The sequence below is a fragment of the Geopseudomonas sagittaria genome (assembly GCF_900115715.1).
GTDB lineage: Bacteria > Pseudomonadota > Gammaproteobacteria > Pseudomonadales > Pseudomonadaceae > Geopseudomonas > Geopseudomonas sagittaria.
In genome coordinates, this window is record NZ_FOXM01000004.1 from 237083 (window position 1) to 250371 (window position 13289).

Genomic DNA, 13289 nt, shown 5'->3' on the forward strand with positions numbered 1-13289 from the left:
CCCGCTCAGCCATTCCCGTGCCTCCATGCCACGCCGCCTGCTTCGACGCATCACTCAACTCCTGCTCTGCTGCCTGGCCGCCAACCTCCTGCTGGTGCTGCTGCTGCGCTGGGTGCCGCCGCCCGGCAGCATGCTGATGATCGAGCGCAAGCTCGAGTCCTGGATCGACGGCGATCCGATCGACCTGCAGCGCGACTGGCGCCCCTGGCAGGAACTGCCGGACGATCTCAAGGTGGCGGTGATCGCCGCCGAGGACCAGAAGTTCGCCGAACACTGGGGCTTCGACCTGACCGCGATCCGCGCCGCGCTGGCGCACAACGAGCGCGGCGGTAACCTGCGCGGCGCCAGCACCCTCAGCCAGCAGGTGGCCAAGAACCTGTTCCTGTGGTCCGGGCGCAGCTGGCTGCGCAAGGGCCTGGAAGCCTGGTTCACCCTGCTGATCGAGACCCTGTGGCCGAAGCAGCGCATCCTCGAGGTGTACTTGAACAGTGTCGAGTGGGGCAACGGCGTGTTCGGCGCCGAGGCGGCCGCCCGCCACCACTTCGGCAAGGGCGCGCCCTACCTGTCGCGCCAGCAGTCCAGCCTGCTCGCCGCGGTGCTGCCCAACCCGCGCGTGTGGAGCGCCGGCCGGCCGAGCGCCTACGTCAGCCGGCGGGCCAACTGGATCCGCCAGCAGATGTGGCAGCTGGGCGGCAGCCACTACCTCAGGCGCCTGTAGGCGCCGCAGGAACGCCGCACACAAAAAAACCGCATCCCGGGATGCGGTTTTTTTGTGTGCCCCGAAACCGCTGCCGATCAGGCCAGCAGGCGGCCCTTGAGCTTGCTCATGGCGTTCTTTTCCAGCTGGCGGATGCGCTCGGCGGAAACGCCGTACTTGTCCGCCAGCTCATGCAGGGTGGCCTTTTCCTCGCTCAGCCAGCGCTGCTGGAGGATGTCGCGGCTGCGCTCGTCGAGGCCCTCCAGGGCGTCGTGCAGGCTGGCGTTGGAACTGTCGCTCCAGTCGGCCTCTTCCAGCTGGCGGGCCGGGTCGTAGCGGTTGTCTTCCAGGTAGTGCGCCGGCGACTGGAAGGCCGAGTCGTCGTCGGCATCGCTGGCCGGATCGAAGGCCATGTCGTGACCGGTCAGGCGGCTTTCCATCTCGCGCACTTCGCGGGCCTCGACGCCGAGGGTCGCGGCCACCGCATTGACTTCGTCGTTGTTCAGCCAGGCCAGGCGCTTCTTCTGGCTGCGCAGGTTGAAGAACAGCTTGCGCTGCGCCTTGGTGGTGGCGACCTTGACGATGCGCCAGTTGCGCAGGATGAACTCGTGGATCTCGGCGCGGATCCAGTGCACGGCGAAGGACACCAGGCGCACGCCCATTTCCGGGTTGAAGCGCTTGACCGCCTTCATCAGGCCGACGTTGCCTTCCTGAATCAGGTCGGCCTGGGCCAGGCCGTAGCCGGAGTAACTGCGGGCGATGTGCACGACAAAACGCAGGTGGGCCAGCACCATCTGGCGGGCGGCATCGAGGTCCTGCGCGTAGTACAGACGCCCGGCCAGCTCGCGTTCCTGCTCGGCCGATAACAGCGGGATGCTGTTGACCGAATGCACGTAGGCCTCCAGGTTGGCGCCGGGAGCCAGGGCATAGACAGGTTGCAGAGACGTGGACATGGACATCCTCCAGAGTACTAATCAGCTCATGACTATAGCACTGTGCCAATAAGACAGGAAATGCCCGCGAAAAGTTCCCTTACACTTCAAAAATATCAATAAAATCAACAGCTTGCTACTGCGGCTCAAGCTGGCGCAGGTGGCGGGCGACCGCCAGCCAGGCGCCGACCCAGCCCAGCAGCAGCGCGCCGACCAGCAGCGACAGGCCATCGTCCACCGGCACGCCGCCGAGGGCGAACTCGCTGTCGTACAGCCCGGCCAGGCCCACCACGGACTCGTTCAGCCAGCCCAGGCCGTATTCCAGCAGCCCCCAGGCCAGCAGGCCGGCGCCGATGCCGTAGAAGGCCCCGGTGTAGAGGAACGGTCGCCGCACGTAGCCGTCGGTGCCGCCGACCAGCTTGATCACCTCGATCTCCGCGCGGCGGTTCTCGATGTGCAGGCGGATGGTGTTGCCGATCACCAGCAGCAGGGCGAGGATCAGCACCACCGCCAGGCCGAAGATGAAGCGCTCGCCAAGCTTGAGAATGGCGCCCAGACGCTCGACCCACAGCAGGTCGAGCTGCGCCTGCTCCACTCCGGGCAGCGCCGCGAGGCGCGTGCGCAGGGCTTCCAGGGCGGCCTTGTCGATCTCCTGCGGGGTGACCAGCACCACCGCCGGCAGGGGATTTTCCGGCAGCTCGCGCAGCGCGTCGCCGAGGCCGGAATGCTGCTGCAGTTCCGCGAGCGCCTGTTCGCGACTGATCCACTCGGCGGCCAGCACCTCCTCCATGCCGGCGATCTGTTCGCGCAGCGACTGCCCCTCGACGTCGGCCACCTCGAGCTTGAGGAACACCGAGATCTGCGCGGCGCGCTGCCAGGAGCCGCCGAGGCGCTCGACGCTATCCAGCAGCAGCGCCAGGCCCATGGGCAGCGACAGGGCGATGCCCATCACCAGGCAGGTGAGAAAGCTGCCGAACGGCTGGAGTGCCAGGCGGCGCAGGCTGTCGAGCAGGCTGGCGCGATGGCTGTCCAGGTAGGCACGCAGCAGGCCGCGCCAGTCGCTGGCCTCGTCCTCCTGCAGGTGGCGCTGGCGCGGCTGCGGCGCGCCTTCCTCGGCGCCGCGCGGCAACTGCTTGGTGGCGCTCATCAGGCCGCCTCCCCGTCGCCGATCAGGCGACCACGTTGCAGGGTCAGCAGGCGATGGCGCATGCGCGCGATCAGGGCAAGGTCATGGCTGGCGATCAGCACGGTCGTCCCCAGGCGGTTGATGTCCTCGAATACCCCCATGATCTCGGCGGCCAGGCGCGGATCGAGGTTGCCGGTTGGCTCGTCGGCCAGCAGCAGCGCCGGCTGGTGCACCACCGCGCGGGCGATGCCGACGCGCTGCTGCTGACCGCTGGACAGGTCGCTAGGCAGCAGTTCGCCCATCTCCTGGAGCGACACCCGCTCCAGCGCGGTGTCCACCCGCCGGCGGATTTCATCGCGCGGCAGGCCGAGGATCTGCAGCGGCAGGGCGACGTTGTCGAACACGCTGCGGTCGAACAGCAGGTGGTGGTTCTGGAACACCACGCCGATCTGCCGGCGCAGGAAGGGGATCTCGGAGTTGCGGATCGAGCCGATGTCCTGGCCGGCCAGCAGCAGCTTGCCGCTGGTCGGCCGCTCCAGCGCCAGCAGCAGGCGCAGCAGGGTGCTCTTGCCGGCCCCGGAGTGGCCGGTGACGAACAGGAACTCGCCGCGCCGCGCGCGGAAGCTCAGCTCGTGCAGGCCGACGTGGCCGTTGGAATAACGCTTGCCCACCTGCTCGAACTGGATCATGCCTGCTCCTGTCCCGCAAACAGCGCCCTCACGAAGGCATCGGCCTCGAAGGGACGCAGATCGTCGATACCCTCGCCGACGCCGATGTAGCGGATCGGCATCTGCATCTGCTTGGCCAGGGCGAAGATCACCCCGCCCTTGGCGGTGCCGTCCAGCTTGGTCAGCACCAGGCCGCTGAGGTTGACCGCCTGATGGAACAGCCGCGCCTGGCTGAGGGCGTTCTGCCCGGTGCCGGCGTCCAGCACCAGCAGGGTCTCGTGCGGCGCGCTGTCGTCGAGCTTGCCGATCACCCGACGGACCTTCTTCAGCTCCTCCATCAGGTTGTCCTTGGTGTGCAGGCGGCCGGCGGTGTCGGCGATCAGCACGTCGATGCCGCGGGCCTGGGCGGCCTGCACCGCATCGAAGATCACCGAGGCGGAGTCGGCGCCAGTGTGCTGGGCGATCACCGGAATCTGGTTGCGCTCGCCCCACACCTGCAGCTGTTCGACCGCGGCGGCGCGGAAGGTGTCGCCGGCGGCGAGCATGACCTTCTTGCCCTCGTCCTGCAGCTTCTTGGCCAGCTTGCCGATGGTGGTGGTCTTGCCGGCGCCGTTCACGCCGACCACCAGGATCACGTAGGGCTTGCGGCCGGCGGCGATCAGCAGCGGCTGCTCGACCGGGCGCAGGATGGCGGCCAGCTCTTCCTGCAGCGCCTTGTACAGCGCCTCGCTGTCGGTCAGCTCCTTGCGCGCCACGCGCCTGGTCAGGCTCTGGATGATCGCGTTGGTCGCCTCGACGCCGACGTCGGCGGTCAGCAGGCGGGTTTCCAGCTCGTCGAGCAGGTCGTCGTCGATGGCCTTCTTGCCGAGGAACAGGCTGGCCATGCCCTCGCCGAGGCTGGCGCTGGTCTTGGCCAGGCCGGCGCGCAGGCGGGCGAAGAAGCCCAGCTTGGCCGGCGCCTCGCCGGCGACCGGGGCGGGCGCGGCGGCGGACACGGGGAGTGTGGGTTCAGGTGCGGCGGGCGCGGGGACCACGGCGGCGGCGGGCGGCTCGACAACCGGCCGCGGAGCAGGCTCGGGCTCGAGCGCGGCCGCCGGCGGCGTGACCACCACGGGCGCTGGCGGCTTGGCCTGCGCGACCTCGGCTGCGGCAGCGACCGGCTCGGCCACCACCTCCGGCGTCTCGGGCGCGACAGCGGGCGTCGGCTCGGCGGCGGCCGGTTGTTCTTCGACCTGTGCCGGGCCCTTCTTGCGGAACCAGCCGAACAGGCCTTTCTTTTCTCCGCTCTCCGGAGTCTTCTTGTCGTCTTTGGAACCAAACATGGACGGCTTGCATCTCAAGTGGGCGGCTGCGCACCGACGTGGCCGCCAGGAAATCGGTTGGGTATCCTAGCACCTCCTCGCCCGCCGGCGCCAAAACCGGCCGGCAGTCTGAAAGGGCACTATTGATGAATGCATTCGCGCGCCGCGCCGTCAGCCTGTTGCTGAGCGCTCTCTGCCTGCCGCTGAGCGCCCTTGCCGCCAGCGGCCAGCCCACCCACGAGTTCCGCCTGGACAACGGCCTGACCGTGATCGTGCGCGAGGACCACCGCGCCCCCGTGGTGGTCTCCCAGCTGTGGTACAAGGTCGGCTCCAGCTACGAGCGTCCCGGCTTCACCGGCGTGTCGCACGCCCTCGAGCACATGATGTTCAAGGGCAGTGCCCGTCTCGGCCCCGGCGAATCGTCGCGCATCCTGCGCGAACTGGGCGCCGAGGAGAATGCCTTCACCAGCGACGACTACACCGCCTACTACCAGGTGCTGGCCCGCGACCGCCTGGAAATCGCCCTGGAAATGGAAGCCGACCGCCTCGCCAGCCTGGCCCTGCCGGCCGACGAGTTCAGCCGCGAGATCGAGGTGATCAAGGAGGAGCGCCGCCTGCGCACCGAGGACAACCCCTCCTCGCTGGCCTTCGAACGCTTCAAGACCGCCGCCTACCCGGCCACCGGCTACCGCAACCCGACCATCGGCTGGATGAGCGATCTCGAGCGCATGACGGTGGACGACCTGCGCAGCTGGCACAACGACTGGTACAGCCCCAACAACGCCACCCTGGTGGTGGTCGGCGACGTCACCGTCGCCGAGGTGAAGACCCTGACCGAGCGCCACTTCGCCGCCATCCCGGCCCGCCCGCTGCCGACCGCCAAGGCCCCGCTGGAGCTGCCGGCGCTCGGCGAGCGGCGCCTGACCCTGCGGGTCAAGACCCAGCTGCCCAGCCTGCTGCTCGGCTTCAACGTGCCGGGCCTGGCCAGCAGCGACAACCCCCGCGAGGTGCACGCCCTGCGCCTGATCGCCGCCCTGCTCGACGGCGGCTACAGCGCGCGCCTGGCCACCCGCCTGGAGCGCGAGCAGGAACTGGTGACCGGCGCCTCGGCCTGGTACAACCCGTTCACCCGCGGCGACAGCCTGTTCATCCTGTCCGCCCGCCCCAACGTGCAGCAGGGCAAGACCCTCGAGCAGGTCGAGGCCGGCCTCTGGCAGGAGCTGGAGCTGCTCAAGAAGCAAGCGCCGAGCGCCGAGGAAGTGGCGCGGGTGCAGGCCCAGGTGATCGCCGGGCTGGTCTTCGAGCGCGACTCCATCACCAGCCAGGCCACCGGCATCGGCCAGCTGCAGACCGTCGGCCTGTCCTGGCAGCTGCTCGACCAGGAGCTCGACGCCCTCAAGGCGGTCACCCCCGCCGACATCCAGGCCGCCGCCCAGCGCCTGTTCCAGCGCGAGCGCCTGACCCTCGCCCAGGTGCTGCCACTGGCCAGCGCCGCGCCGACCACCGCGGAGACCCGCCATGAATAAACGCCACCTGCTGTTCGCCCTGGCGCTGCTGGTCCTGCTCGGCCTGTTGCTGCTGATCAGCCGCCCGGCGGCCGAACCGGACAGTCCCGCCCCGGCGACGCCCGCCACCGGCAGCACCCCGGCCGCAACGCCGAAGATCGCCTCGCTGGCCAGCATCAACGGCCAGGCCCTGGCCCGCCGCCACCTCGACATCCAGCGCTGGGAAACCGCCGAAGGCGCCCGCGTGCTGTTCGTCGAGGCCCGCGAGCTGCCGATGTTCGACCTGCGCCTGACCTTCGCCGCCGGCAGCAGCCAGGACGGCGCCACCCCCGGCCTGGCCATGCTGACCAACGCCATGCTCAACGAGGGCATCGACGGCCGCGACACCACCGCCATCGCCGCCGGCTTCGAGAGCCTCGGCGCGGTGTTCGGCAACGGCGCCTACCGCGACATGGCGGTCGCCTCGCTGCGCAGCCTGTCCGCTGCCGAGCAGCGCGAAGCGGCGCTGGCGCTGTTCGCCCAGGTGGTCGGCGCGCCGAGCTTCCCCGACGCCGCCCTGGCGCGGCTGAAGAACCAGGTCCTCGCCGGCCTCGAGCAGCAGAAGCAGAACCCCGGCAAGCTGGCCAGCATCGCCCTGTTCCAGCAGCTGTACGGCGCGCACCCCTACGCCCGGCCGAGCGATGGCACCCTGCAGAGCGTCCCCGCCCTCGACCGCGCCCAGCTGGCCGCCTTCCACGCCCGCGCCTACAGCGCCGGCAACGCGGTGATCGCCCTGGTCGGCGACCTCTCGCGCAGCGAGGCCGAGGCCATCGCCGCGCAGGTCTCCGCCAGCCTGCCCAAGGGCCCGGCGCTGCCCGCCCCGCCAGCGCCCGCGGCGCCGGCCGCGGCGCGCCAGCACATCGAGTTTCCCTCGCAGCAGACCCACCTGATGCTCGCCCAGCTCGGCATCGAGCGCCGCGATCCGGACTATGCCGCGCTCTACGTCGGCAACCAGATCCTCGGCGGCGGTGGCTTCGGTACCCGGCTGATGGAAGAGGTGCGCGAGAAGCGCGGCCTGACCTACGGCATCTACTCGGGCTTCACCCCGATGCAGGTGGCCGGGCCGTTCATGATCAACGTGCAGACCCGCGCCGAGCTCAGCGAGGCCACCCTCGAGCTGGTGCGCACGCTGGTGCGCGACTTCGTCGCCCAGGGGCCGACCGAGGAAGAACTGAAGCAGGTCAAGCGCGAGCTGGCCGGCAGCTTCCCGCTGACCACCGCCAGCAACGCCGACATCGTCGGCCAGCTCGCCGCCATCGGCTTCTACGACCTGCCCAGCACCCAGCTGGAAGACTTCATGAACCAGGTGCAGCAGCTCAGCGTCGACCAGGTGCGCGAGGCCATGGCCCGCCACCTGGATGCCGACGCCTTCGTGGTGGTCTCCAGCGGTCCCACGGTCGCCCAGCAGCCGCTGCCACCGCCTGTCGAACGACCCGCCGCGCAGAGCGCCGGCGTACCGGAGCACTGATGGCCAGATCCCCCGCAAGACCCGCCCGCGCCACCGCCAGCCAGGGCCAGCTGCGCATCATCGGCGGCGACTGGCGCTCGCGGCGCCTGAGCTTTCCCGACGCTCCCGGCCTGCGACCGACGCCGGACCGGGTGCGCGAGACCCTGTTCAACTGGCTGGCGCCCTATGTGGGCGCCGCCCGCGTGCTCGATCCCTTCGCCGGCAGCGGCGCGCTGCTCCTCGAGGCGCTGTCGCGCGGCGCCAGCCGCGGCCTGGCTCTGGAGCTGAATCCGGCGGCGGTCAGCGCCCTGCGCGGCAACCTCGAACTGCTGCGCGCCGGCAACGGCGAGGTGCGCCAGGCCGATGCCCTGCAGCACCTGCAGACGGCCGCCGCCGAGTCCTTCGACCTGGTGTTCCTCGACCCGCCGTTCCACAAGGACCTGCTCGCCCCCGCCTGTCAGCTGCTCGAAGCACGCGGCTGGCTGGCCGAGCGCGCCTGGATCTACACGGAGAGCGAGAACGCACCGTCCACGCTCGGCCTGCCGGGCAACTGGCGTCTGCACCGCGAGAAGCACACCGGCCAGGTGCACTACGCGCTGTGGCAGCGCCAGACGCCGAGCTGATCCGGCGGGCTGCGCAGCCCTCCGTGCACCGGGTTTCTGTCGACTTCATCACAGCGCAAGTCGCAACCCTGTCACACTGCTGCAAAAATGGCGGCCGGAACGCTATGCTTGGCGCCGCTGTCCGACCGCATCCCGACTGCCGCGCGGTGGACCAGGAGTCCCCATGTCCACCCTCCGCGATGCCACGCCCAGCCGCTGCAGCCGACGCTGCCAGTGGCTGCTCTGCTGCCTGCTGAGCCTCACCGGCCTGATCATCACCGCACTGTTCACCCGCCAGTTCTGGCAGGACAGCCTGACCGCCTGGAGCGTGGCCCTGCCGGGCGCCAGCCTCAGCCTGCTGCTCGGCATCCTGCTGTTCGTCCTGCTCAGCCAGCGCCAGCGCGCCCTGGCCCTGGTCGAGCGGCGCACTGCCGAGCTGCAGGGCAGCCGCGAGGCCCTGCGTCTCAGCGAGGAGCGCTGGACCCTGGCCCTCGACGGCATCGGCGACGGCGTGTGGGACTGGGATCTGCGCAATGACCACCTGTACCTCTCGGCGACCTGGAAGAGCATGCTTGGCTACGCGGAGGACGAGATCGGCAACCACCCCGACGAATGGCGCGAGCGCCTGCACCCGGAGGATGCCGCCCGCTGCCAGCAGGCCCTGCACGAGCACCTGGCCGACCGCACGCCGATGTACCGCTGCGAGCAGCGCCTGCGCGGCAGGGATGGCAACTGGCGGTGGCTGCTGGCCCGCGGCAAGGTGGTCGAGCGCCGGGCCGACGGCCAGCCGCTGCGCATCATCGGCACCCACGTCGACATCTCGGCGCGCAAGGCGCTGGAACTGGAGCTGCGCCAGAGCAATGCCCGCCTGCAGCGCCTGCTCGAGGCCGCCACCCAGGTGGCCATCATCGGCGTCGGCGCGGACGGGCGGATCCGCACCTTCAACGCCGGTGCCGAGCGCCTGCTCGGCTACAACCGCGAGGACGTCCAGCAGCAGCCGCTCGACCCGCTGCTGGACGGCCCGAGTCTGGCCGCCAGTGCCGAGCTGGGCGTGCCGCCGGGCGGCGCCCTGGCGCTGCTGGAAGCGCTGCTCGACTCGCCACATCAGCACCGCGAGCTGGAAACCATCCTGCTGCGGCGCAACCGCGAGCCGCTGCACGTGACCCTGATGCTCTCCGCCATCATCGAGGCCGATGGCCGGCGCGGCGGCTTTCTGCTGATCGCCCTCGACATCGGCGAGCGCCTGCGCGCCCGCCAGGCCCTGGAGGAGCGCAGCCAGTTGCTGGAAAAGCTCGGCGCCCAAGTGCCCGGCAGCATCTATCAATACCGCCTGTTCAGCGACGGCCGCAGCTGCTTTCCCTACGCCAGCGCCGGCATCCGCGAGGTCTACGAAGTGACGGCGGAGCAGGTGCGCAGCGACGCCACGGCGGTCCTCGAGCGCATCCACCCGCTCGACCGCGCGCGGATCATCGACTCGATCCAGCAGTCGGCCCGCCAGCTGACCCGCTGGCAGGAGGACTACCGGGTGCTGCTGCCGCAGCGCGGCCTGCGCTGGCTGCGCGGCGAGTCGATGCCGGAGCGGCTGGCCGACGGCTCGGTGCTCTGGCACGGCTTCATCGCCGACATCAGCAACCTCAAGCAGGTCGAGCACGAGCTGCGGGCGCTGACCATCACCGACCCGCTGACCGGCATCCACAACCGCCGCTACTTTCTCGACCAGCTGGACATCGAACTGGAGCGCCGCACCCGCACCGGGCGCCCGCTCAGCCTGGTGATGCTGGATATCGACCATTTCAAGCGGGTCAACGACACCTGGGGGCACGATGCCGGCGATCAGGTGCTGCAGGAGCTGTGCCGGCGCATCGGCGCGCGCCTGCGGCGGATCGACCTGTTCTGCCGCCTCGGCGGCGAGGAGTTCGTGATCATCTGTCCGGAAACCGACGCCAGCCAAGCGGCCCACCTGGCCGAAGCCCTGCGACGCCTGGTGCAGGGCACGCCCTTCGCCCAGGCCGGCCAGGTCACCGCCAGCTTCGGGGTCAGCAGCGCCCGCCCCGGCGACAGCCACGGCAGCCTGCTGCAGCGCGCCGACCAGGCCCTCTACGCCGCCAAGGGCGGCGGCCGCAACCGCGTGTGCGGCGAGACGGCGCCGCTGCCCGCCTGACGCCGTCACAGGTTCGGCTTGGCCGCCCCGCCGGCGCTGCGCTACCATCCGGGCCTCCTACGCCCCCTAAAGCAGGACCACAGGATGAACCGAGCGCTTTACCCGGGCACTTTCGACCCGATCACCAAGGGCCATGGCGATCTGATCGAGCGCGCCGCCCGGCTGTTCGACGAGGTGATCGTCGCCGTGGCCGCCAGTCCCAAGAAGAATCCGCTGTTCAGCCTGGACAAGCGCGTCGAGCTGGCCGAGGCGGTGACCGCCCACCTGCCCAACGTGCGGGTGCTCGGCTTTTCCAACCTGCTCGCCCAGTTTGCCCAGCAGCAGCAGGCCAACGTGCTGCTGCGCGGCCTGCGCGCGGTGTCGGACTTCGAGTACGAGTTCCAGCTGGCCAACATGAACCGCCAGCTCGCGCCGCAGGTGGAAAGCCTGTTCCTCACCCCGTCCGAGCAGTACTCGTACATTTCCTCGAGTCTGGTGCGCGAGATCGCGGCGCTCGGCGGCGAGATCGGCAAGTTCGTCCACCCGGTTGTCGCCCAGGCCCTGCACGAACGCTACCCGGGTTGAGACACACGGACGCATGCAGGCCGCGCGCAGTTGCGGCACAATATGAACGTTGACTGTACCTGCTCCTGGAGTTCTCCCCATGTCCCTTATCATCACCGACGACTGCATCAACTGCGACGTCTGCGAGCCCGAGTGCCCCAACGGCGCCATTTCCCAGGGCGAGGAGATCTACGAGATCGACCCGAACCTGTGCACCGAGTGCGTCGGCCACTATGACGAGCCGCAGTGCCAGCAAGTGTGCCCGGTGGACTGCATCCCGCTGGACCCGAACCACGTGGAAAGCCGCGACGAGCTGATGCAGAAATACCTGATCATCAGCGGCAAGGCCTGATCCACCTGCCGCAGGCGACAACGCCGGCCATCCCGCACAGGGTGGCCGGCGTTTTTCATTCCAGCTGGATCAGTGGCGCCTCGCCCTCGCCGCGGAACGGCAGCTGCGGCATGATCTCGTGCCCCTCGCCCAGGCCCAGCAGCAGCACGTTGCGCAGGCTCTGGCCGATCCGGCTGGCGTAGCCCAGATCGTTCATCAGCGAGCTGGCGTGCAGGCCGTCCAGGCGCTTCTCGCGCACCGCGGCGAACAGCCGCTCGCGGAACGCCGCGTCGAAGCTCGCCGCCTGGTTGTCGAACAGCTCCAGCCGCGCCCTGAGCGCTTCGGCCGGCAGATCCAGCAGGCTGATCGCACGCATCTCGCGCAGCACCCAGAGCAACTGGCGACGCAGGTCGGCATAGGCCGCGCTGACCGCCGGCTCGCCGTCGTTCAGCAGGCGGCCGAGGTTCTTCTGCAGGTGCTTGGCGTCCTTCACCGCATCCACCAGCTGCAGCGCCACCAGTTGGCTGGCCAGCCAGGCGCGGCTGTGCGCCTCGTCCAGATTGACCTCCAGGCGCCCCATGTAGCTCAGCAGGTCGCCGTACACTCCCTTGATATGCCGCTGGTACAGCTGCTCGGCATCCAGCGCGCGCCCGGCCGTCTGCGCCGAGCGGCGCAGCAGCGCCTCGTCGACCTGCGCGCTGCTCAGCTGGTCGACCGGCAGGTACAGCGCGTGGCAGATCACCTCCAGGCTGAGACGCGCCAGATGCTGCAGCTCGCGAGCCACCGCCTGTACCGCGGCCTCGGCCGAACCCAGCGCACTGTCGTCCAGATAGCGGGCATGGGTGACCGCCGGCACCGACACCTGCGCCGCGCCCTGCACCTCGGCAATCAGCACCGCGGGCTCCGCCAGCTCGGGCAGCCAGCGCTCCAGGCGCACCGCCAGTCCCTTGTGCCAGGGCACGAACAGCAGCACGCCGAGGGTGTTGAACAGGGTGTGGAACAGCGCCAGCTGGAGCAGGGCGTTGTCGCCCAGACCGAGCCAGGCGGCGACCTGCCCGGTCAGCGCCGCCAGCGGCGCGACCAGCACGATGGTCAACAGTGCCGTGCCCAGGTTGAACAGCACATGGCCGAGGGCCAGACGCTTGCCGGCGCGCGCGCCGCCGAGCGAGCCGAGCACGGCGGTGACCGTGGTGCCGAGGTTGGCGCCGATGGCCAGCGCGAAGGCCTGCTCGAGGCCGATCTGCCCGCCCGCCAGGGCGGTCAGGGTCAGCATCAGCGCCGCATGGCTGGACTGCAGCAGCACCGTCGCCAGCAGGCCGACGCCGACGAACAGCAGGGTGCCGAGCAACCCCGGCACCTGGATGCTGGCCGGATCCAGCCAGGCGGTGGCGCCGGAGAAACCGCTCTGCATCAGGTCGATGCCGAGAAACAGCAGGCAGATGCCGAGCAGCACCCGGCCGACGCCCCTGGCCTTCGGGCCGTTGAAGCCGAGCAGGATGCCGACCACCGCCAGCGGCAGGGCCAGAGCGCTGAGGCTGGCGCTCTGCCCGGCCAGCGCCAGCAGCCAGATGCCGCTGGTGGTGCCGAGGTTGGCGCCGAAGATGATGCATAGCCCCGCCGCCAGACCGATCAGGCCGGTACCGAGAAAGGCGATGGTCAGCAGGGAAACCAGCGAGCTGGACTGCACCAGCGCGGTGGCGAGGATGCCGAAGCCGAGGCTCTTCCAGACCCGATCGGTGGCCCTGGCCAGAATGCGCTCCAGCCCGCCGCCGGCCAGCATGCGCAGGCCTTCCTCCAGGCACTGCATGCCGAACAGGAACAAGGCCAGACCGCCGGCCAGCTGGGTCCAGCCCGTGCTGAACCAGAACGACACCAGCAGCGCCGCCACCAGCAGCCAGACCACCACTTCATTCGCCGAATGCTTGGACAAGAAATCT

12 protein-coding genes are annotated in these 13289 nt (G+C 69.9%); 7 read left to right on the forward strand and 5 right to left on the reverse strand.

Going from position 1 to position 13289, the window contains the following annotated elements; genetic code table 11:
* Positions 1 to 25: 25 nt before the first annotated feature.
* A complete protein-coding gene (gene mtgA / locus BM297_RS07090) occupies positions 26 to 718 on the forward strand; it encodes a monofunctional biosynthetic peptidoglycan transglycosylase (RefSeq protein ID WP_092429695.1) in 693 nt (230 codons plus the stop codon).
* Between the two features lie 77 nt (positions 719 to 795).
* On the opposite strand, the gene rpoH is transcribed toward mtgA, so the two are convergent.
* The 4 genes from rpoH to ftsY form a co-directional block, all read right to left on the reverse strand.
* Entirely contained in the window at positions 796 to 1650 is an 855-nt protein-coding gene (rpoH, locus tag BM297_RS07095) for an RNA polymerase sigma factor RpoH (RefSeq protein ID WP_092429697.1), read from the reverse strand.
* A gap of 115 nt (positions 1651 to 1765) precedes the next feature.
* The gene (ftsX, locus tag BM297_RS07100; RefSeq protein WP_092429699.1) at positions 1766 to 2776 is read right to left on the reverse strand and encodes a permease-like cell division protein FtsX; all 1011 of its coding nucleotides are present in this window, start codon (positions 2774 to 2776) and stop codon (positions 1766 to 1768) included.
* Positions 2776 to 3444 (reverse strand): cell division ATP-binding protein FtsE, encoded by a 669-nt coding sequence (gene ftsE, locus BM297_RS07105; RefSeq protein WP_092429701.1) that lies wholly within the window; start codon positions 3442 to 3444, stop codon positions 2776 to 2778. Before ftsE ends, ftsX begins: the two co-directional genes overlap by 1 nt.
* The gene (ftsY, locus tag BM297_RS07110) at positions 3441 to 4745 is read right to left on the reverse strand and encodes a signal recognition particle-docking protein FtsY (protein ID WP_092429703.1); all 1305 of its coding nucleotides are present in this window, start codon (positions 4743 to 4745) and stop codon (positions 3441 to 3443) included. Before ftsY ends, ftsE begins: the two co-directional genes overlap by 4 nt.
* A 125-nt stretch (positions 4746 to 4870) precedes the next feature.
* Here ftsY and BM297_RS07115 point away from each other — a divergent pair, with 125 nt between their 5' ends.
* From BM297_RS07115 to BM297_RS07140, 6 genes are all read left to right on the forward strand, one after another.
* Positions 4871 to 6250, forward strand: a complete 1380-nt coding sequence (locus BM297_RS07115; protein ID WP_092429705.1) for a M16 family metallopeptidase — start codon at positions 4871 to 4873, stop codon at positions 6248 to 6250.
* Positions 6243 to 7736: a M16 family metallopeptidase gene (locus BM297_RS07120; protein ID WP_092429707.1), complete on the forward strand. Its 1494-nt coding sequence runs from the start codon at positions 6243 to 6245 to the stop codon at positions 7734 to 7736. The genes BM297_RS07115 and BM297_RS07120 overlap by 8 nt, the downstream gene beginning before the upstream one ends.
* Complete coding sequence (gene rsmD / locus BM297_RS07125; RefSeq protein ID WP_092429709.1) at positions 7736 to 8338, forward strand: 16S rRNA (guanine(966)-N(2))-methyltransferase RsmD; 603 nt, start codon at positions 7736 to 7738, stop codon at positions 8336 to 8338. The genes BM297_RS07120 and rsmD overlap by 1 nt, the downstream gene beginning before the upstream one ends.
* 163 nt (positions 8339 to 8501) lie before the next feature.
* A complete protein-coding gene (locus BM297_RS07130) occupies positions 8502 to 10478 on the forward strand; it encodes a sensor domain-containing diguanylate cyclase (RefSeq protein WP_092429711.1) in 1977 nt (658 codons plus the stop codon).
* An 84-nt stretch (positions 10479 to 10562) separates the two neighbouring features.
* Positions 10563 to 11042, forward strand: a complete 480-nt coding sequence (coaD, locus tag BM297_RS07135; protein WP_092429713.1) for a pantetheine-phosphate adenylyltransferase — start codon at positions 10563 to 10565, stop codon at positions 11040 to 11042.
* Positions 11043 to 11121: 79 nt separating this feature from the next.
* Positions 11122 to 11373, forward strand: coding sequence for a YfhL family 4Fe-4S dicluster ferredoxin (locus BM297_RS07140; RefSeq protein ID WP_090212384.1), 252 nt, complete (start codon positions 11122 to 11124; stop codon positions 11371 to 11373).
* 55 nt (positions 11374 to 11428) lie between these two features.
* On the opposite strand, the gene BM297_RS07145 is transcribed toward BM297_RS07140, so the two are convergent.
* Complete coding sequence (locus BM297_RS07145; RefSeq protein ID WP_092429715.1) at positions 11429 to 13282, reverse strand: Na/Pi cotransporter family protein; 1854 nt, start codon at positions 13280 to 13282, stop codon at positions 11429 to 11431.
* Between the last annotated feature and the right edge of the window lie 7 nt (positions 13283 to 13289).